The following is a 19,578-nucleotide window of genomic DNA, read 5'->3' as shown; positions in this document are numbered from 1 at the left end:
GCCCTGGCGAAGCTGAAGAACCTACTGCTTGCAGGGAACGATGCCGCTGCGGCGCAGCCGTGCACCTGAGCGGCGGGTGCCGCGGCATGCCCGGGCTGGCTACGGCGACCGCCGGCCGCCGGGCGTCACCCGAGGGGCCAGGTAGCGGGCGGTGTGCCCGTCGGCAGCGGCGACCTGCTCCGGGGTGCCCGCCGCGACTATCCGGCCGCCCGCATCGCCGCCGCCCGGCCCCAGATCGACCACCCAGTCCGCGCTCGCGACCACGCCCATGTCGTGCTCGACGACGATCACCGTGTTGCCCGCGTCGACCAGGTCCTGCAACTGTCCCATCAGCAGCTCGACGTCGGCCGGGTGCAGGCCGGTGGTCGGCTCGTCCAGCAGGTACAGGGTGTGGCCGCGGTGGGCGCGCTGCAGTTCGGTGGCGAGTTTGATGCGCTGCGCCTCACCGCCGGACAGTTCGGTCGCGGGCTGGCCGAGCCGCAGGTAGCCGAGGCCGACCTCGCGCAGGGTGCCCAGGCTGCGGGCGGCGGCGGGCACGTCGTCCAGGAAGCGGCCCGCCTGCTCGACGGTCATGGCGAGCACGTCGGCGATGGTCGCGCCGCGATAGGTGATCTCCAGCGTCTCCGGGTCGTAGCGCGCGCCGTGGCAGTCGGGGCAGGTCGCGTACGTGCCCGGCAGGAAGATCAGCTCGACGGTGACGAAGCCTTCGCCCTGGCACGTCGGGCAGCGCCCGGCGGGCACGTTGAACGAGAACCGGCCGGGGTCGTAGCCGCGGGCGCGGGCCTGCTCGGTGCCGGCGAAGACCTTGCGTACGGCGTCGAACATGCCGGTGTAGGTCGCCAGGTTCGACCGGGGGGTGCGGCCGATCGGCTTCTGGTCCACGCGGACGAGGCGGTCGAAATGCTCCAGACCGCGCACGTCGGCGGCGAGCACGCCGGTGTCGTCGACCGGCGCGAGGCCGAACTCCGCCTCGGCGGTGTCGTCGGGTTCGGCCGCCGCGACGCCGAGGTGGCCGGCGACGATCTCGGCAACCACCTGCGTCACCAGCGTCGACTTGCCGGACCCGGACACGCCGGTCACCGCGGTGAGCACCCCCAGCGGCAGGTCGGCGTCGAGGTCACGCAGGTTGTGCCGGTTGACGCCGCGCAGCCGCAGCCAGCCCGTAGGCTGCCGCGGCTCGCGCCGCCGCGGGCGGGACTTGGCCGGGAACAGGTACGGGCGGGTGGCCGAATCCGCGGCGTCGCGCAGCCCGGGAACCGGTCCGCTGTAGACGACCCGCCCGCCGGCCTCGCCCGCGCCGGGGCCGACGTCGACGACCCAGTCCGCGCGGCGTACCACGTCCATGTCGTGCTCCACGACGAAGACCGAGTTTCCGGCGGCCCGCAGGTGGTCGAGGACCTGCAGCAGCGGCTCGGCGTCGGCGGGGTGCAGCCCGGCGGACGGCTCGTCGAGCACGTACACGACGCCGAACAGTCCCGAACGCAGCTGGGTGGCGATCCGCAGCCGCTGCGCCTCACCCGGCGACAGCGTCGGCGCGGGCCGGTTGAGCTGCAGATAGCCGAGCCCCAGGTCGACCAGCACGCCGATGCGCTTGGTCAGGTCGGCGGCGAGCGTGCGCGCGACCTCGGTGCGCTCGCCCGACAGCGACGACTCCCACGCCGGCTCCGGATCGGCCAGGGTCGCGGTGGGCCGCAGCACCTCGGCCAGCGCCGACAGCGGCAGCGCGACCAGGTCGGCGATGGTGCGCCCGGCGAAGGTGACCGCCAGCGCCTCCGGCCGCAGCCCGGTCCCGCCGCAGGTGGGGCACGCTCCGATCGTCACGAAGCGCAGGGCGCGTTCGCGGTTGCGCTCGCTCTTGGAGTTGGCCAGCGTGTGCATGATGTGCGACCGGGCGCTCCAGAACCGGCCGTTGTACACGGCCTCGCCTCGGTCGCGGTGCGGATGCACCTCGACGACCGGCTGCTCGTCGGTGTAGAGGATCCAGTCCCGCTGCGACTTCGGCAGCCGGTGCCACGGCCGGTCCACGTCGACGCCGAGCGCGACGAGGATGTCGCGCAGGTTGACGCTCTGCCACGCGCCCGGCCAGGCCGCCACCGCGCCCTCGCGGATGCTCAGTGCCGGGTCCGGCACCATGAGCCGTTCGGAGACCACATGCGTACGGCCCAGGCCGTGGCAGGTCGGGCACGCGCCTGCGGCGGTGTTCGGGGAGAACGCCTCGGCTTCCAGCCGCTGCTCGGTGCCGGGCGGGTAGGTGCCCGCGCGGGACAGCAGCAGCCGCAGCAGGTTCGACAGCGTGGTCAGCGTGCCCACGGTCGAGCGGGCTCCGCCCGAGCCGCGGCGCTGCTGCAGCGCGACCGCGGGCGGCAGCCCGGTGATCTCCTTGAGCTGCGGTGCCGGCAACTGGTTCAGCAGCCGCCGGGCGTACGGCGCGACGGACTCGAAGTACCGCCGCTGGGCCTCGGCGTAGATGGTCGCGAACGCCAGTGAGGACTTGCCCGAACCGGAGATGCCGGTGAACGCCACGAGCGCGTCGCGTGGCAGGTCCACGTCGACGTCGCGCAGATTGTGCACCCGGGCGCCACGGACCCGGACGAACGGATCGTGAACCTGCGGCCGCGTCCTGGGCACACGGCGAGCGTATCGCGAATCCCGCCTGCAGTTCACCGGCCTGCACTTGACGGCCCCGTGTTCGGCTTCACCGGCGGCCGGCCGCTGCGCGACGGTGCCGCTGCGGTCACCGGGCATGGGGCACGCGAGCAGACTGGACATCGGCTACGACACTCCGGCAAACGATGGGGGAGGGGGCCGGCTGTGCACCCCCTCCGTCCGCTACAGGCGTTGCCAGAGCGCCGGTACGTTGGGCGGCTCCCAGCCGACCTGGGACGTGTGGGCCTGGAGGCACCGGTAGGAGATTCCGGCGTAGGTCACCTGCGCTCCCACGGCGTAGGCGGCACCCGCCCGCCAGCTCGTCGTGCCGGTCGCGGAGCTCGACGGCGTGGGGGTGGGCTTGGGGCTCGCCGCCGTAGCCGTCGGGGACGGGCTGGGAGCCGGGCCGTCGACGAGCTGGTAGGCCTTCATGTTGCGCAGCAGCAGGTAGGTGTCCTGCAGCGAGCCGGAGGTGTCGCCGAGTGAGCGGTAGATCCCCCACTTCGGGCGGACCCGGTCGGCGAGGAAGGTGTCGACGCCGGTCTTGGTGGCGTCGACGATCGTGGTGCCGGCGCTGCGGATCACCCAGCGGACCGAGCCCGCGGTCCCGTCACCGATTTTGATCTCGTACTCGATGTCGATCCACTTGTTGTGCAGCGGTTCGAGGTTCGTCCGGCCCACCAGGACGTCGCCGGCGATGACCTTGTGTTCGATGGTCTGTACGCCGTTGACCCGGCGCAGCGAGGTGACGGTGATGGGGGAGGTGCCGGTGCCCGGCTGCTTGGTCTGCATGATGTGGGTGAAGGACGTGGTCGCCTTCAGCGAGCTGGGAATGTACATCGAGTAGGTCACCCGCCAGGTCTGGCCGAGGTTCCACTCGAGATAGCTCGAGGCCGACGTGCGGGTGCCGGTGACCTCGTGGCGCTGCCGGTCCGTGGCGCTGTCCCGGTCGACCATGTGCATGTCGAACCGGTAGTCGCTGCCGACGACCTTGATGTGCGGCGCGGCCGCGGTGTGCGAGTCGGCTCGGTCGTCCTCGATGGACTCGAAGGCTCCGAGGCCGACCGTGCTGGCGTTGGGAGCCCAGCGGAGCTGCCATACCGGTGCGGCCTGTGCCGACGGAACGACCAGAAGGGTCGCCGCGCCCGCGACAGCGGCGGCCGCGATGGCGATACGGACACGCGAACGGTCCATCCACTCTCCTCGATCAGATCGATAGATAGGAAAACTAACTAACAATAACTGGAGGGTCGATCCCTGCCAAGAGTCTTGCCGCGAGGTTGCGGTGCAGTGCGCCGGTCGCGGCTGCGGCCGAGCTGCTCACCGCAGCGGCCGCGCCCGCCCCACTATCCGATGACCGGGCACCGGCCCGAACAGGCGCGAATCGACACTCTCGTCGAGATTGTCACCGAGCAGCACGAAGTGCCCGGCACCGGCCGTACCGCGACCACGATGTCGTCGACGCGGATCCGGGCCGGCCGCGGTCACCGGAGCGGTGGTGGGCGCGCTGGTCACCGCCGCCGAGGACATCGCGGCCGTCTTCCGCCCTCGACGGGTGCCGCCCGTATCGTGAAGCCGTTCGACAGGCCGAAACCGCCGTCCCGTCCGCCTGCCTGACGACACCGCAACCGGGCACCATGAGGTCGCACGATGCCCGGTGCTGTCATGCCTCGCCAAGGACGCGGCGCTGTCAGGCGGCAGGAACGGTGACCACCGGGTATGGCGCCTGCCGCAGCAGGCCGGTCAGCAGCGGCCACGCCGCGTCCCGGCGCCGCGCGGGCCTGCGCAGCACGGCGAGCCCGGCCGGGACGGCGGCCAGGTCGGTCTGCTGCAGGTCGTGGACGTCGACGGTCGGATGACGGTCGGCGGCGAGCGCGACGGCGTCGGTGAACCCGCCAGCCGCCGGGTTCAGGTCGCAGCTGAGCACCGGCACCCGGCGCCGTTGTGCCTGCAACATCGCGAATTCGGCTGCGTCGCCGGGACCGTCGATGCCCACGATCAGCACGGGAGCGCCAGACGGAGCGGCCGGTGCGGTGGGCACGGTGAACACGGGGCAGGCCGCGGTCCCCGAAAGCCGGGTGGCCTGGCGCGGTCGGTCGGGATCCCGGTCGGTCACCACGATGGACGCGGCGCCGGTCTGCCGCAGTAGCGCGCGGGGCAGCGAGCGGCTGGTCCCGTACACGGTGACGTCCGTGCCGGGGTGGTCCTCGCGTATCTGCGCGACGGCGTCGCGAGCTTGCTGGGCAGCGGGTTCGTCGCTGAACGCCGCGGGTGGACAGGGGGCCATGGCCAGGTGGTGGGTCCACACGGGCAGCGAACTTGCGACGAGTACATGCAATGGCGCCTGCTGGGCGGCCGCTTGGTCGGCGGCCAGGCTCAGGGCGGCGGGTGCGGGCCGGTCCGGGTCGAACCCGGCCACCACGGGCCGCGGCGCGCCGGGCCCGTCGCCGTGGCCTTGGGATGGCTCCCGCACCACTCGGTAGCGGGTTCCGCCAGGGCCGCTGTCCAGGGCCGCGTAGGCATCCCGCAGCCGGTTCAGGTCGTTGGTCATGAGCTGATCCCCCTTCAGCTGGTCAGCTCACCACAGTGCCCACCGGGTGTTTCGGATGTATTACGCGCTCATGAGCAAAAAACGCAATATCACATCTACCGGGCGCTCTCGGATTTGGTTCGCGTAGGTTGCCGTCGCCGGAGGGCACCGGCCCCTGGTACCGCCGGATGGCCGAGCAACGCCGGGGCCGGCTGCCTGCCGGCCCCGGCGGGCCTTCCGTGGGTACCGACTGTCAGCTGCCCGGCAGGTCATGACCGAGGCTGACCGGTCGGTGGGTTGTTCAGTGCTTGGTGTCCCGAGGCGGATGCGGGTCATTGCCGTGTCCCACGGTGTCAGAGTTCTCTATCTTGCCCTTGGCGTTCATTGTCGTCACCTCACCGCCACCCAGGTTCGTGACGATCTCCTTGGCTCGTTGCTGAGCGGCGCCCTTGGTGCCGGTCTTTGCATTGGCCCGCTTGTGATCGGGCTTGACCACCTCGTAACCGTCCTCCGTCGGCTGCACGATGCGGCGTTCCGGCCCGCCCGCGTGGGGGTGGACGGACGTGGCGTGCTTGTCCTTACTGGCAGTCATATTCGGCCTCCTGGGATGAATGAGCTCATTGCTCGCATTACCCCGTTGGTGCCTGTGAAAACGCCGCCGGGCGCGCAGCCGCTCCCAGGTGCCGACGAGCCGCACGACGCAGCAGGAGCGGTAGACCGGCACGGCGGAGGAGATGCGGACGATACTCACAGGGTGGAGATTCTCAGCAGCCGCGTCCTGCTCCGGCCGTCCGAGCTGGAGCGGTCTCACCGGTTCTATCGCGACGTCCTCGGGCTGGCCGTCTATCGCGAGTTCGGGCCGCCCGACCATCCAGGTGTCGTCTTCTTCGTGGGTCAAGGACTGCTGGAGGTCTCCGGCGGCGCCGACAGCCGGCGATCCGGCCCCGTGGAGCTGTGGCTGCAGGTCCGCGACCTGCGGGCCGAGCGGGCCCGGCTCGCGGCGCACGGCGTGGCGATCCTGCGCGAGCCACGACGCGAGCCGTGGGGCCTGGACGAGATGTGGATCGAAGATCCGGACGGCGTGCGGATCGTGCTGGTCGAGATCCCCGCCGACCACCCGTTACGCCGCGACACCCGCTGACGACGCCGCGCCTGGAGGTGGCGCGTACGCCGCATCCGTTGAGGCCGGACCACACCGGCGGAGCCGCGGCGGTGGCTGCAGGGTGCACCCGCGGTGCACCCTGTTCGGCGTCAGGCGCTGGGTCTTGTGGGCTGCATGCGCGGCGTCGACATCGCCGCGCGTGCAGCCCGTCTTCTTTCAGGTGGCCTATGGTTCGGTCAGGACGCCAGATAGGACAGCCACCCTCCGTGGCGGGTGATGTCGAGGGTTCCTTCGACGGCGAGCGGCTCGCACAGGAAACCGGTGACCAGGCTGCCGTCTGCCAGGCGGACCTTGCCCAGGGTCATGGGCTCGGGCAGCGCGTCCAGGAACCGGCCGAGCGCCGCCGGGGGCAGCAGCCACAGCTCACCGTCGATGGCGGCCCCGCCGGAGCCGACCCGCAGCAGTCCGGGCTTCGGCGGCTGCGTGTCCAGCGCGTACAGCCGATACTCCGGCGCGGTGCGGACCCGGGCGGCGAACCGGCCGCCGACCGAGGTCAGCTGGTCGTTGAGCGCCTGGCCGGTCAGGTGCGCGCCGATCACCAGCAGCGGCAGCCCTCCCGCCGCCGGGGCGGGTGGGTCTTCGCCCTGGATCAGCGCCGCGACGTCGGCGGCGACGGCGTCGGCGAAGCCCCGGGCGATCACCTGTACGCCGAAGTTGCCGCCCTCGACCTCCCCGGCCGGCACGGCGACCGCCGCGAGGTCGAACAGGTTGCAGAAGTTGGTGTACGTGCCCACCAGCGCGTTGACGCCCACCGGGTCGGCGGCGACCTGCGCGATGGTGGGCTGGATCGGGGCGGTGGGCAGCAGCAGCACGTCGGCGTCGCCCCACTCGGCCATCGCCTCCTCGCGCAGCCGCTCCAGGCGCTCGGTGTCGGCGACCAGCACGTGCGCGGGCACGTCGCGCGCGGCGGCGATGATCGCGGCTACCGTGGGATCCGCGCCGGCGGGCTGCCCGTCGAGGAACGCGCCGACCGCGGCGTAGCGTTCGGCGACGAAACCGCCGCCGTAGAGCAGTTTCGCCGCGGCCAGGAACGCGGCCAGCCGGATCGGGCGCAGCCGCGCCCCGGCCTTGGCCAGTGTCGCGGCGGCCTGCTCGAAGGCGTCGAGCCACGGCGCGGACATGGCGACCAGCTCGTCGCGGTCGGGCACCGCGACGACCGGTGCGGGACCGGCGGCCAGCGGCGCGTCGGCGGGCCAGGGCCGCCCCGCCGGCTCACTCATGACCGACATGGCCTGCCGGGCGGCGGTGAGGGTGCTGGCGAAGACGGTGACGCAGTCGAAGCTGCGGCAGGCGGGCACCACGCCGTCGGTGGGCACCAGCCCCCGGGTCGGCTTGACTCCGACGACACCCTGGTACGCGGCGGGCACCCGCCCCGATCCGGCGGTGTCGGTGCCCAGTGCCAGGTCGGCGATGCCCAGCGCCACGACCACGGCCGAACCGGAGCTGGAGCCGCCCGACACCCGCGCCGGGTCCCGCACGTCCCGCACGGCGCCGTACGGGCTGCGGGTGCCGACCAGGCCGGTGGCGAACTGGTCCAGGTTGGTCTTGCCGAGCACCAGCGCGCCCGCGTCGACCAGCCGCTGCACGGCCGGGGCGCTGCGCTGCGGCAGGTACGCGTACTCCGGGCAGGCCGCGGTGGTGGGCAGGCCCGCGACGTCGATGTTGTCCTTGACCGCCAGCAGCGACCCGGCCAGCGGCAGCGGCTCACCGGCTGCGAGCCGCTGCTCCAGCGCGGCGGCGTCGGCCAGCACGTCCGCCTCGGCGCGCAGCGTGATCCACGCTTCGGGGCGCTCGCCGCGGGCGAGCCGGGCGTACGCGTCGCGTACGCGGTCCTGCGGGGTCATCGGGTCCTCCCGGCGAGTACGACCAGCGGGCTGCCCGGGGCCACCTGGGACCCGGGGGTGACGAGGATGTCGGCGACGTCGCCGTCCTGCGGGGCGACGATCACCGTCTCCAGTTTCATGGCCTCCAGCGCCAGCAGCGGCTGCCCGGCCCTGACGCGGTCGCCGGGGCGCACGTCGACCCGCCAGACGCTGGACAGCATCGGCGCCTCGACCAGTGCGCCACCGTCGGGCACCGTGACGGCTCCGGCGGCGGCCGGGGCCTGCGGCTCGGGCCGCGGGTCGAACTCGCCGGCCGCGGCCCAGGCGTCGCGCTCGGCGGTGAACGCCGCCGCCTGCCGGGCCCGGAACGCGCCGATGGATTCGGCGTTGTCGGCCAGGAACGCCTCGTGGTCGGCCAGCCGGAACACGCCGTCGTCGATGCGCAGCGCGTGCCGTCCGGCGGCGACGTCGGCACGCAGGTCGAGCAGCTCCTCGGCGCCGACCGGATACCAGGAGATCCGGTCGAAGTGGCGCAGCAGCCACGGCGAGCCGGGTTCGAAGCCGCCGGACTGCCGCCACCGCGACCACACCTGCACGGTGCGGCCGACGAACTGGTAGCCGCCGGGCCCTTCCATGCCGTAGATGCACAGGTAGGCGCCGCCGATGCCGACGGCGTTCTCGGGCGTCCAGGTGCGGGCCGGGTTGTACTTCGTGGTGACCAGGCGGTGCCGGGGATCCAGCGGCGTCGCGACGGGCGCGCCGAGGTACACGTCGCCCAGCCCCAGCACCAGGTAGCTGGCGTCGTAGACGGTGCGGTACACGTCGCCGACGGTGTCCAGGCCGTTGACGCGGCGGATGAACTCGATGTTCCACGGGCACCAGGGCGCGTCGTCGCGCACGCCGGCCATGTAGCGGGCGATGGCCTCGCGGGTGGCGGGGTCGTCCCAGGACAGCGGCAGGTGGACCACCCGGCTGGGCACCGCCAGCGCGGACGTCGCGGGCAGCTCGTCCTCCAGGCCGCGGGCCAGGCCGAGCAGCCGCCGTACGGGCAGCACGTCCGGGTCGACATGGATCTGCAGCGAACGGATGCCGGGGGTCAGGTCGACGACGCCGGGCAGCCGCTCGGCGCGCAGCCGTTCCATGAGCGCGTGGGCGCGCATCCGCAGGCCCAGGTCGAGGGTCATCGGGCCGTACTCGACGAGCAGGTTGTCGTCGCCGCTGCGCCGGTAGGTGACGGCGGGCCCGGCGCCGGTCGCCTCGCGGCGGGCCAGCACGCCGTCGTCGCCGTCAGCGGAGCCCAGCAGCACCGGCCCGTGGCGGCGGTCGGCCCGCAGCGCGGCGGCGGTGTCGTCGCCGACCGGCCTGAACCGGACCGTGTCGCCGGGGCTGAGCTGGCCCAGCTTCCAGCGTTCGGCGGTGACGACGGTGGCGGGGCAGACGAACCCGCCCAGGCTCGGGCCGTCCGGTCCGAGCAGGATCGGCACGTCGCCGGTGAAGTCGACGGCACCGACCGAGTACGGCGTGTCGTGGATGTTCGACGGGTGCAACCCGGCCTCGCCGCCGTCGGCGCGGGCCCAGCGCGGCTTCGGCCCGACCAGGCGCACGCCGGTGCGCGCGGAGTTGAAGTGCACCTGCCAGCGCGCGGCGTAGAAGGCGTCGAGGTCCTCGCGCAGGAAGAACTCCGGCGCGGCGTGCGGGCCTTCGGTGACGGCGAGCTGCCACTCGGCGCCGATCACCGGCCGGTCCGGCAGCGGCACGGGCCCGGCCACCGGCGCGGTGGGTGCCGCTGCCCGCAGCACGTCGCCGACGCGCAGCGCCCGCCCGCCGTGCCCGCCGAACTGGCCGAGGGTGAACGTCGCCGCGCTGCCCAGATAGCGGGGCACGTCGAACCCGCCCGCGACCAGGATGTACGCCCGCAGCCCGGCGGTGGCGCGGCCCACGTCCAGGACCGCGCCCGCGGGCACGTCGACCGGCTCCCAGCAGGGCACCGGTGTGCCGTCGACGGTCACCGGCACGGCCGCGCCGGTGACGCAGACGGTGGTGGCGGCGGTGAAGCGCAGCGCCGGGCCGTCGACCGTGCACTCCAGGCCCGGCGCGCCCGCAGGGTTGCCCAATGCGCGGTTGCCCAGCCGGAACGACAGGTCGTCCATCGGCCCCGACGGCGGCACCCCGACCTCCCACAGCCCGGTGCGTCCGGGCCAGTCCTGCACCGTGGTCAGCGTGCCGGGCCGTTCGACGACGATCCGGGGCTCGCTGTCGGCGACCCCGGCCAGCGTGGCGGTGCTGTGCCGGGCGGCCAGGACACCGGCGTCGGCCGCGGCGGCCCGCAGCAGCCCCAGGTTCGTCTCGATGCCGTCGAGGCGGGTCTGCGCCAGTGCCGCCCGCAGCGCCGCGAACGCCTCGTCCCGGCTCGCGCCGGTGACGATGATTTTGGCCAGCATCGGGTCGTAGAACGTGCTGACCTCGGTGCCCGCCTCGACCCACCCGTCGACGCGCGCCGACGCGGGGAACTCGGCCCGGGTGACCAGCCCGGCGCTGGGCCGGTGCCCCTGCGTCGGGTCCTCGGCGTAGACCCGCGCCTCCACGGCCGCCCCGGTCGCGCGCAGCGGGGTCGCCACCACGTCCCGGTCGCCCTGGGCCAGCCGCAGCATCCACTCGACCAGGTCCACGCCGAAGACCTGCTCGGTCACCGGGTGCTCGACCTGCAACCGGGCGTTGACCTCCAGGAACGACGCCTGCTCGCGTTCGGCGTCGTACACGAACTCCACCGTGCCCGCCGAGCGGTAGTCCACCGACGCGCACAGTGCCGCCGCCGAGGCGTGCAGCCGCTCCCGGACCGCATCGGGCAGTCCCGGCGCGGGCGCCTCCTCGATGACCTTCTGGTTGCGCCGCTGCAGGCTGCAGTCCCGGTCGCCGAGCACGACCACCCGGCCGCAACCGTCGCCGAACACCTGCACCTCGACGTGGCGGGCCCGCGGCACGAACCGTTCCAGGAACACCCCGCCGCTGCCGAAGCTGGCCACGGCCAGGCGTTCCACCTGGTCGTACGCCGCGGCCAGCTCCTGCGGCGTGTGGCAGGCCCGCATGCCGATACCGCCGCCGCCACCGGTCGCCTTGACCATCACCGGGTAGCCGATGCCCTCGGCGGCGGCCAGGGCCTCGTCCAGCCCGGACAGCAGCCCGGTCCCCTCGATCATCGGCACCCCGGCGGCGCGGGCCAGATCCCGCGCGGTGTGCTTGGCCCCGAACGCGGTGAGCTGCTGCGGCGTCGGGCCGACGAACACCAGCCCGGCGGCTTCGACGGCGGCGGCGAACCCGGCGTCCTCGGACAGGAAGCCGTATCCGGGGTGCACGGCACCCGCGCCGGTGGACAGCGCCGCGTCCAGGACGCGGTCCACCCGAAGGTAGCTGTCGCGGGCCGGGGCCGGGCCCAGGTGCACGGCGGCGTCGGCCATCCGCACGTGCGGGGCGGACCGGTCGGGGTCGGCGAATACGGCTACGGTCTTGAGCCCGAGCCGCGCGGCGGTGCGGATGACTCGGCAGGCGATCTCGCCGCGGTTGGCGACGAGCAGGGTGTCGAACATGGCGGTGCCTCTCAGCGGGGGACGGCGGCTCAGGGCGCGGTGACGACCATGCGCACCGGGGTCGGGTCGAAGCCGTTGCACGGGTTGTTGACCTGGGGGCAGTTCGACACCAGGACCAGCACGTCGCGCTCGGCGCGCAGCGCCACCCGCAGGCCGGGCGCGGAGATGCCGTCAACGATGCCGAGGCTGCCGTCCGGGTCGACCGGCACGTTCATGTACCAGTTGATGTTGCTGACCAGGTCGCGTTTGCCCAGGCCCCAGCGCGCGCCCTCGGCGAGGAAGTTCTCGACGCAGGCGTGCTGGTGCGCGGTGTGGTGGCCGTAGCGCAGCGTGTTGGACTCGCGGCTGCACGCCCCGCCGACGGTGTCGTGCCGGCCGACCTCGTCGGCCACGACCGTCATCAGCGCCCGCCCCTCGGACGAGCGCAGCACGCTGCCGGTGGTCAGGAAGATGCCGCCCTGCGCCGCCATCGTGTCGGGTGCGGAGTAGCGCTCGGCGGTGTCGTCGGCGTTGTAGAGCAGGCAGTCGACGGCCTGGTTGCCGTGCAGGTCGACGATGGTCAGCACGTGGCCACGGCGCACCACGGCCGACCACGGTGCCCGGGCGGGCACCGTCTCGTCGAGCACGACGGCGCCGGGCACCAGCGCGGGGGCGGCGGTGGACACGGTCATGACAGCCCCCGGGCGGTGAGGTGGTCGGCGGTGTTGTGGAAGGCGCGCTCGCCCTCGGGCGTACGGGTCCACAGCGGATCGCCGGGCGCGGTCCGCCGGTCCTTCCACGCGCGCACCTGCACCGGGGTGCACGTGTACGCCGGGCGGGGGTCGACCGGGTGCGGCACGTTGACCAGCAGCACCACGACCGGCATCTCGGTGCGCAGCTCCACGCTCGAGCCAGGCCCGGCCGAGCCGAGCCACTGGAACGCCCCGTCGCCGTCGACGCGTACGCCCTGGAAGAACGAGATGCTCGGCGGCAGATCCCGGCGGCCGAGCCCGTGCTTGGCCGCGGCGAGGGTGAACAGCTCCCGCCCGGCGGGGGAGGGCCCGTGCGCGGCGCCGTCGCCGTAGCGCTCGGTGTTGCGCGCCAGCGTGGACGTGCCGCAGAACGTGTCGGAGCGGCCGTGCGCGGCGGTGGTGACCGAGGCGAGCACCCGCCCCTGGTCGGACAGCAGCAGGTGCCCCTCGGCGACGTACGCCTGCCACAGCACCTTGACCGTGTCGGCGACGTTGAGCCGCTCCCACGGCTCGTCGGCGCTGAACAGCAGCACCGACACGCAGGCGTCGCCGTCGAGGTCGGTCAGCCGCAGCGCGGTCCCGGCGGCCAGCCGCCGGTGCGCGTACCCGCCGCCGGGCACGGTCTCCGCCCAGACGAGGTCGGCGGCGTCGACCCCCTGCGGCGGCTCGGCGAGCCCGGTGGCCGGAACGGTCGGCATGCAGGCCACGACGGTGCCGCCCTGGGCGCGGGCGTGGGCCCGCGCCCCGCCGGTGGTGGCCGTCGAGCCGGTCACGCGGCCTCGCCCTCGGCGACGGCGGCCACCGGCAGCCGCAGCAGCGAACCGCTGGTCCGGGCGCGGTAACGCTGGTACACCAGCGCGCCGACCACCAGCGAGCCGCCGACGAACAGCAGCGAGAAGTAGTGCAGATACCAGTGCTCGCCGGACGGGTCGTAGACCTCCTGGCGGGGCCAGCCCAGGTTGAGGATCATGCCGATGCCGTAGACGACCGCCAGGACGTTGACGGCCATACCCCACCTGCCCAGGGAGAACAGCCGCCCGCCGCGCTCGGTGGCGGCGGCGTCCTCGCCGCGCGGCCAGCCCTTCAGGCGGCGCACCAGCAGCGGCACCGTCACCAGCGCGTACGCCATGTACAGCATGACGATGCAGACGCTGGTCAGGGCGGTGAACAGCGCCGCCTGCCCGATGTTGACCAGCAGCACAGCGGCGGCGCCGACGCCGACGACGATCGCGGGCAGGGCGGGCGCGCCGGTGCGGGGCGACACCTTGCGCAGCGCGGCGGAGAACGGCAGCACGCCGTCGCGGGCCATCGAGAACACCATGCGGCTGCCCGCGGTCTGGATCGCCAGGGTGCACACCACGATCGCGATCGCTACGTCGATCAGCAGGATGCGCCCGCCGGTCTCGCCCAGGCGGCTCATCAGCACGTACGGCAAACCCTCGGTGGCCAGCCGCCCGTCGGTGAGGCTGGGCGCGGCCATCAGCGCGACCAGCAGCATCAGGCCGCCGCCGATGCCCGAGGCGGCCAGCGCCCGCAGGATCGTGCGCGGGGCGGTGTGCCGCGGGTCGCGGGTCTCCTCGCTGAGCTCCCCGGCGCTGTCGAAGCCCACCACCACGTACGCGGCCATCAGCGCCGACACCAGGAACGCGCCGACGTAGCCGAAGCCCGAGCCCGTGCCGCCGGTGTCGAAGACGACGGCGGGGCCGCGCTCGGCGTTGACCAGCAGCAGCACCACGACCGCGACCACGCCGATGATCTCCAGGGTCACCCCGGTGCTGTTGATGATCGCCATCAGGCGTACGCCGATGACGTTCACCAGCGTGGTCAGGCCGATCAGGATGGAGCCCAGGATCACGGCGTTGGTGGCCCCGGTCGGCGAGGTCAGCGAGGGGTCGCCGCCGACGAGCTGGAATCCCGACCAGATCGAAGGAAGCACGACCTGCAGCGCGATCGCCGCGGCCGCGACCGTGACGGTCTGCGCGATGATCATCACCCAGCCGGCGAACCAGCCGACCGCCGAGTTCGACAGCCGCCGCGACCACTGGTAGATGCAGCCGGAGATCGGATACCGGGCGGCCAGCTCGGCGAAGGTCAGCGCCACCATGAACTGCCCGGCGAACACCAGCGGCCAGGTCCAGAAGAACGCCGGCCCGCCGAACGAGAAGCCGAAGGCGAACAGCTGGAACACGGTGGTCAGGATCGAGACGAACGAGAACCCGGCGGCGAACGACGCGTAGCTGCCGATGCTGCGCCGCAGCTCGGGCTCGTAGCCGAAGGTGCGCAGGTCTGCGGCGTCGGTGCCGGGTCCGGTCATGGCGACCGGGGGCGGCGCGGGCGGAGCGGGGGTGGGGGACATGACCGCCTCCTCGTGTTCGGCGGCGGATGCTGAGCCCGCCGACCGCCAATACCTGTCGGCCGACAGATTTATGCGCGGGCGTATCGGGCAACGTCCTGCGTGGTAAAAACTGGATTGCCGCAACCTCACCGCGGACACCGCCGGGCAGTGAGCAGGCGCCCGCGGCGGGGATGGGACGATCAGGACGTGAAGCCGCAGCCCGCGTCCGTCGGCCGCCCCCGATCCGGAGCGCGCCGCCTGCCCGCGGCCAGCGCTCGCGAGGAGATCCTCGACGCCGCCGCGGAACTGTTCGCCCAGCGCGGGTACGCCGCGACGTCGACCAGGCTCATCGCCGAGGCGGTCGGCATCCGGCAGGCCTCGCTCTACTACCACTTCGACAGCAAGGAGCACATCCTCGCCGAGCTGCTCGAAGCGACCGTGCGGCCCTCGCTGGACTACGCCGCCGAACTCGAACGCCAGGGCGCCGCACCGGCCGCCGCCCTGCACGCCCTGGTGACCTACGACGTGGGCGTCCTGCTCACCGCCCGGTGGAACGTCGGCATCCTCTACGCCCTGCCCGAGGTCGCGACCGAGCCGTTCAACCGCTTCCGGGCCGAGCGCGAGCGCCTGCGCCAGGCGTATCGCGCGCTCGCTGCCGCCGCGGCGGCGGGCGGCGGCGACGGCTTCCTCGGCGACCTCGTGCTGGGGCTCGTGGAGAGCGTCATCGGCATGCGCCGCGACCTGCCCGTCGCACCGGCCGAGCAGCTGCAGCGGGCGGTGGCGGCCGCCGCGCTGCGCATCGTCGCAGCCGACCCGCCGGATGCCGACGGCGCGACCGCCGGGTAGGCGACTGAGTCGTGAGCAGGCGATCGGCCGCCGCCATGACGTGGCTATCGCATACGCGGGTGAGCCCGGTCGCGGCGGCAGCCGGGCTCACCCGCCGCTTCAGACCTGCCGGATCTGTACGGCCAGGTCCCGGAACGCGGTGGCGGTGTGCCCGTCACGCGTGTAGGCGGTGAAACCAGCCCCCTTGGCGAGGGTGACGGCGAAGCGCGGCGCGTCCTGGCGCGTGTAGCCGGTCACGGTGCGGGCGCGCGAACCCGCCAGGTCGAGTGCGAGCCGGGTGGCGACGTCGTCGCCGAAGACGTCCAGGCTGTCGGCGACCGGCTCACCGCTGCCGTCGAGCAGCCTGCGGACGTCAGGGGCGGGCTGCTCCTGCCAGGTGCGCGGACGGTAGCCGAAGCCGGCGGTCAGGTGGCTCCAGCGCACGCCGTGTCGCAGGTCGAGGATGTTGACGCCGCCGGTGCCCAGCACCTGGCCGCGCTCGTCGCGGCTGCCGGGGTCGGTGACTAGCAGCGCGGTGTCGGGGTCGAGGCCGTAGACGCGGTCGTGGCCGGTGTCTGCGGCGAGCTGGACGGCACGGCCGAGGCGCCCGTACGCGGAGAAGTGGGTGTCGATCAGCCCGGAGGTGAGGAACCCGAATCCGCCCGCGGGCCAGTAGCCGCTGGTGTCGGGGTCGTCGAAGTAGCCGGGTCGCGCGCCGTCACGCAGGGCCTGGTAGCTCTCGCCGCCGGTCACCATGTCGGCGCCCTGCTGGATCTGGGCGCCGGCGCTGGTTCCGGCGATGACCGCGCCCGCGCCGTGGCGGCGGCGGATGCTGGCGAGCACCCGGGTGTCGGTGTGCGCGTCGCCGTGCAGCAGGGCGGTGATGTAGCGGAACTGGTCGCCGCCGCCGAAGAAGTAGCCGGTGCAGCTCGCGGCCAGGGCGGCGACGGCGGGGTCGTCGGCGGCGCTGATGCGGTCGAGGTCGACGGGGATCCAGACGGCCTCGCCGGCGCCGTGGGAACGCAGCAGGTCGGCGTAGTACTGCCCGTTGGTCTCGCTGTTGATCGCGTCGGGGGTGCCGGCGTCGGGGTCCTGGCTGGGCGGGATCGACGCGGCGGTGAGCACGCCGATGCGGGCGTCGGCGCCGCCGGCACGGCGGACGATCTCGCCGTAGATCTCGGTGTTGCCGTCGGCGAGGGAGCCGCCGACGAGGATGAGCGGGCCGCGGCGTGCCTTCGCGGAGGCCGGTGCGGCGGGGCCGAACGCGGTGAGCGCGGCGGCGCCGAGGGCGCCGGCCAGCACGGTGCGTCTGCGGGTCATGGGATGCCTCCCGGGGAAGGCTCCGCCCGCCGCCGCGTGGTGGGAACTTGGGTTTCCAAACGGCGGACGGAGCCGGACTGGGGTGACGCCAGGTGGCGACGCAGCAGCACGTTACAAGAGCCTGTATCGAGAGTCCAGATGTAATGAATGTTACGAGCGCGTAAGTAATAGGAACTACAGATGTACAACTATCGGCGTCGACTGTACTGTGCGTTACATCACAGCGTGGTGGGATCCATCGAGGAGGACTCATGCCCCCCATCTCCCGCCTGGCCGCCGCGACCGCAGTCGCCGTGCTGGCAGGCACCTTGATCGGCACCCCGGCGCACGCCGCCGTGACCCGGGTCCGGCAGGGCAGCAGCACCGACGTCGGCCGCGCCGCATGGTCCGGGCCGGCGTACACCATGAACGGTTCCGGCGCGGTCGTCACCGCAACCATGACCAAGGCGATCGACGCGATCCGCGGCGGCAGCGGCAGCATCGACGTCGCCGTCCTCGCCGGATCCGCGCCGACCTCCGGCAGCAAGACGCCGGAGTGCGACACGATCATCGGGCTGGCCGGTGTCAACTCGTGCACCACGCTTACCTTGACCAGCAACAACGACGGCAACAACACGCAGGTCAACACGGACGTCCGCAACGCCGAGTTCGTCTACTTCGCCGGTGGCGACCAGTGCCGCTACGCCAACTGGAAGGGCACCTCGCTGCGGGCGTCGGTGCAGTCGGTGGTCGCCAAGGGCGGAGGCGTCGGCGGCGGCAGTGCCGGGCACCACATCAACAGCGACGTCGTCTACGACGCGTGCACGGGCAGCGTCCTGTCGTCGGAGGCCCTCGCCGACCCCTACGACCGCTACATCAGCTTCACCAGCGGCATGTTCGAGTGGCCGAACTACGCCAACACGATCAACGACTCGCACTTCGTGGCCCGTGACCGTATGGGCCGGCTCATGTCGTTCGTCGCCCGGTCCATCAAGGACGGGCTGGTCAGCGGCGGCTCGGCGTGGGGTGTGGGCGTGGAGGAGGGTGCGTCGCTGTTCATCGACAGCGCGGGCAGGGCGACGCTGACCGGGCCGAGCGCGTACATCGTGCTCGGCGACCACCAGCCCGAGCGGGCGGTGGCCGGGCAGTCGCTCAGCTTCTCCAACTTCAAGATCTGGAAGCTGGCCGGCGGCCAGACCTACGACTTCGCCAATCGCCCGACCTGCGGCTACTACCTGCGCAGCGTCACCAACGGGGTGGCCGAAGCCAACCTGTACAACGGCACCCCGCTGACCTCCTGCCCGCCGCCCGGCGGCGGGGGCGGCGCCGGCTACGCCGAGGCCGAGCCCAACGACTCCCGCACGGCGGCCAACAGCATCGCCTCGCTGACCTACCCCGCCACCGTCACGGGGACCATGGGCACCAGCACCGACCGCGACTACTTCGCCACCACCCTGGCCTCCGGCCAGACCATCACCGTGAACTGCGCGATCCCGTCCGCCTACGACGCCGACCTGTACCTGCTCAGCTCCTCCGGCAGCACGCTGGTCCGCTCGGTCAACGACGGCGCGGGCGCCGACGAGTCGCTGACCTACACCCGCACCGCCACCGGCAGCACCACCGTCTACGTGGAGCTGGAGGCCTACTCCGGCTCCGGTTCGGCGGCCTACTCCTGCACCGTGGCGAAGTGAACGGCGGTCCCCGCCCGGCGAGAGCCGGGCGGGGACCGGCGGTGCCCGCGTGGCTACGCTGTCTCGCGGAGGTGGCAGATGACCGCAGTCGAGCACGGCGTCGCCGGGATGATCCACGCGCGGCTGGGCGAGTGCAGCCCGGCCGAGCGCCGGGTGGCCCGGGTGGTGCTGGCGGCGTATCCCGCGGCGGCGCTGGAGACGGTGGCGGTGCTGGCCGAGCGCGCCGGGGTGAGCGGGCCGACGGTGCTGCGCTTCGTCAACCGGCTGGGGTTCGGCGGCTACCCCGAGTTCCAGAAGGCGCTGCGTGACGAGCTCGCCGAGCGAGACACCTCGCCGCTGGCCGCGTACACCGCCGAGCCGCCGGCCGCCTCGGGCGGAGCGCTGGAGCGGGCCCGCCGGGTGCTGCCGCAGGCCGTGGAGGCGACGCTGGCCGAACTGCCCGAGGCCGAGGTCGAGGCGGCGGTGCGCCTGCTGGCCGACCCTCAGCTGCGGGTCACCGGACACGGCGGGCGGTTCTCGATGCTGCTGGCCCACTACCTGGTCATGCATCTGGTGCAGGTCCGCGGCAACAGCCGGCTGCTGCCCGCCGGCCAGGTCGAGCGGGCCGGCCTGCTGGCCGAGCTCGGCCGCCGGGACCTGCTGGTGCTGTTCGACTACCGCCGTTATGAGCAGCCCACGCTGCTGCTGGCGCAGGCCGCCAAGGAGCACGAGGCGAAGATCATCCTGTTCACCGACCGGTGGCTGTCACCGGTCGCGGGCGTGGCGGACGTGGTGCTGCCCAGCCGGGTGGACTCGCCGTCGGCGTACGACAGCTTCGTGCCGACCGTGGCGGTGCTGGAAACGCTGATCGACGGTGTCATCGCCCGGCTCGGCCCGGCGGCGGGGGACCGGCTGACCTCGATCGAGGCGGCGGCGCAGCGGTACGGCCTCCTGGAATGATCTTGTTACATCA

Annotated in this window: 15 protein-coding genes; 4 read left to right on the top strand and 11 right to left on the bottom strand. The window is 73.1% G+C overall.

Features of this window, described 5'->3' with window-relative positions; all coding sequences use genetic code 11:
* Positions 1 to 99 precede the first annotated feature (99 nt).
* From uvrA to Cba03nite_RS39760, 5 genes are all read right to left on the bottom strand, one after another.
* The gene (gene uvrA, locus Cba03nite_RS16430) at positions 100 to 2,628 is read right to left on the bottom strand and encodes an excinuclease ABC subunit UvrA (RefSeq protein ID WP_203746676.1); all 2,529 of its coding nucleotides are present in this window, start codon (positions 2,626 to 2,628) and stop codon (positions 100 to 102) included.
* 201 nt (positions 2,629 to 2,829) lie between these two features.
* Positions 2,830 to 3,840 carry a carbohydrate-binding protein gene (locus Cba03nite_RS16425; protein WP_203746674.1) on the bottom strand — a complete coding sequence of 337 codons (1,011 nt, stop codon included), beginning with the start codon at positions 3,838 to 3,840 and terminating at the stop codon, positions 2,830 to 2,832.
* A 126-nt stretch (positions 3,841 to 3,966) separates the two neighbouring features.
* Positions 3,967 to 4,176, bottom strand: coding sequence for a S26 family signal peptidase (locus Cba03nite_RS40630; RefSeq protein ID WP_203746672.1), 210 nt, complete (start codon positions 4,174 to 4,176; stop codon positions 3,967 to 3,969).
* Between the two features lie 160 nt (positions 4,177 to 4,336).
* Positions 4,337 to 5,197, bottom strand: coding sequence for a hypothetical protein (locus Cba03nite_RS16415; protein WP_203746671.1), 861 nt, complete (start codon positions 5,195 to 5,197; stop codon positions 4,337 to 4,339).
* A 280-nt stretch (positions 5,198 to 5,477) separates the two neighbouring features.
* Positions 5,478 to 5,927, bottom strand: a complete 450-nt coding sequence (locus tag Cba03nite_RS39760; RefSeq protein ID WP_239125788.1) for a DUF2188 domain-containing protein — start codon at positions 5,925 to 5,927, stop codon at positions 5,478 to 5,480.
* Positions 5,928 to 5,930: 3 nt separating this feature from the next.
* On the opposite strand from Cba03nite_RS39760, the gene Cba03nite_RS16405 reads away from it, so the two are divergent.
* Positions 5,931 to 6,317, top strand: coding sequence for a VOC family protein (locus Cba03nite_RS16405; protein WP_203746669.1), 387 nt, complete (start codon positions 5,931 to 5,933; stop codon positions 6,315 to 6,317).
* A gap of 197 nt (positions 6,318 to 6,514) precedes the next feature.
* On the opposite strand, the gene atzF is transcribed toward Cba03nite_RS16405, so the two are convergent.
* The 5 genes from atzF to Cba03nite_RS16380 are packed head-to-tail and all read right to left on the bottom strand — an operon-like array spanning position 6,515 to position 14,832.
* On the bottom strand, positions 6,515 to 8,182 hold the full coding sequence (atzF, locus tag Cba03nite_RS16400) for an allophanate hydrolase (protein ID WP_203746667.1): 1,668 nt from the start codon (positions 8,180 to 8,182) through the stop codon (positions 6,515 to 6,517).
* On the bottom strand, positions 8,179 to 11,745 hold the full coding sequence (uca, locus tag Cba03nite_RS16395) for an urea carboxylase (protein WP_203746665.1): 3,567 nt from the start codon (positions 11,743 to 11,745) through the stop codon (positions 8,179 to 8,181). Before uca ends, atzF begins: the two co-directional genes overlap by 4 nt.
* A 29-nt stretch (positions 11,746 to 11,774) precedes the next feature.
* A complete protein-coding gene (locus tag Cba03nite_RS16390) occupies positions 11,775 to 12,416 on the bottom strand; it encodes an urea amidolyase associated protein UAAP2 (RefSeq protein ID WP_203746664.1) in 642 nt (213 codons plus the stop codon).
* Positions 12,413 to 13,249 (bottom strand): urea amidolyase associated protein UAAP1, encoded by an 837-nt coding sequence (locus Cba03nite_RS16385; protein WP_239125787.1) that lies wholly within the window; start codon positions 13,247 to 13,249, stop codon positions 12,413 to 12,415. Before Cba03nite_RS16385 ends, Cba03nite_RS16390 begins: the two co-directional genes overlap by 4 nt.
* Complete coding sequence (locus tag Cba03nite_RS16380) at positions 13,246 to 14,832, bottom strand: amino acid permease (protein WP_239125786.1); 1,587 nt, start codon at positions 14,830 to 14,832, stop codon at positions 13,246 to 13,248. The genes Cba03nite_RS16385 and Cba03nite_RS16380 overlap by 4 nt, the downstream gene beginning before the upstream one ends.
* 186 nt (positions 14,833 to 15,018) lie before the next feature.
* Here Cba03nite_RS16380 and Cba03nite_RS16375 point away from each other — a divergent pair, with 186 nt between their 5' ends.
* Positions 15,019 to 15,657 (top strand): TetR/AcrR family transcriptional regulator, encoded by a 639-nt coding sequence (locus tag Cba03nite_RS16375; RefSeq protein ID WP_203746663.1) that lies wholly within the window; start codon positions 15,019 to 15,021, stop codon positions 15,655 to 15,657.
* A gap of 99 nt (positions 15,658 to 15,756) precedes the next feature.
* Here Cba03nite_RS16375 and Cba03nite_RS16370 read toward each other — a convergent pair whose 3' ends face one another.
* Positions 15,757 to 16,956 (bottom strand): cyanophycinase, encoded by a 1,200-nt coding sequence (locus Cba03nite_RS16370; RefSeq protein ID WP_203746662.1) that lies wholly within the window; start codon positions 16,954 to 16,956, stop codon positions 15,757 to 15,759.
* Between the two features lie 251 nt (positions 16,957 to 17,207).
* On the opposite strand from Cba03nite_RS16370, the gene Cba03nite_RS16365 reads away from it, so the two are divergent.
* Entirely contained in the window at positions 17,208 to 18,626 is a 1,419-nt protein-coding gene (locus Cba03nite_RS16365) for a hypothetical protein (protein WP_203746661.1), read from the top strand.
* 78 nt (positions 18,627 to 18,704) lie between these two features.
* Positions 18,705 to 19,565: a MurR/RpiR family transcriptional regulator gene (locus Cba03nite_RS16360; RefSeq protein WP_203746660.1), complete on the top strand. Its 861-nt coding sequence runs from the start codon at positions 18,705 to 18,707 to the stop codon at positions 19,563 to 19,565.
* Positions 19,566 to 19,578: the final 13 nt, after the last annotated feature.

Origin of the sequence: Catellatospora bangladeshensis, assembly GCF_016862575.1 — a bacterium.
Lineage (GTDB): Bacteria > Actinomycetota > Actinomycetes > Mycobacteriales > Micromonosporaceae > Catellatospora > Catellatospora bangladeshensis.
This window is presented reverse-complemented; position numbering and strand designations above follow the sequence as displayed.

Excerpts from the sequence above, each read along its gene's own strand:
- Cba03nite_RS16370 (WP_203746662.1), bottom strand. The coding sequence starts at position 16,956 with ATGACCCGCAGACGCACCGTGCTGGCCGGCGCCCTCGGCGCCGCCGCG.
- atzF (WP_203746667.1), bottom strand. The coding sequence starts at position 8,182 with ATGACCCCGCAGGACCGCGTACGCGACGCGTACGCCCGGCTCGCCCGC.
- Cba03nite_RS16380 (WP_239125786.1), bottom strand. The coding sequence starts at position 14,832 with ATGTCCCCCACCCCCGCTCCGCCCGCGCCGCCCCCGGTCGCCATGACC.
- Cba03nite_RS40630 (WP_203746672.1), bottom strand. The coding sequence starts at position 4,176 with ATGTCCTCGGCGGCGGTGACCAGCGCGCCCACCACCGCTCCGGTGACC.
- uca (WP_203746665.1), bottom strand. The coding sequence starts at position 11,745 with ATGTTCGACACCCTGCTCGTCGCCAACCGCGGCGAGATCGCCTGCCGA.
- Cba03nite_RS16425 (WP_203746674.1), bottom strand. The coding sequence starts at position 3,840 with ATGGACCGTTCGCGTGTCCGTATCGCCATCGCGGCCGCCGCTGTCGCG.
- Cba03nite_RS16415 (WP_203746671.1), bottom strand. The coding sequence starts at position 5,197 with ATGACCAACGACCTGAACCGGCTGCGGGATGCCTACGCGGCCCTGGAC.
- Cba03nite_RS16360 (WP_203746660.1), top strand. The coding sequence starts at position 18,705 with ATGACCGCAGTCGAGCACGGCGTCGCCGGGATGATCCACGCGCGGCTG.
- Cba03nite_RS16365 (WP_203746661.1), top strand. The coding sequence starts at position 17,208 with ATGCCCCCCATCTCCCGCCTGGCCGCCGCGACCGCAGTCGCCGTGCTG.
- Cba03nite_RS16390 (WP_203746664.1), bottom strand. The coding sequence starts at position 12,416 with ATGACCGTGTCCACCGCCGCCCCCGCGCTGGTGCCCGGCGCCGTCGTG.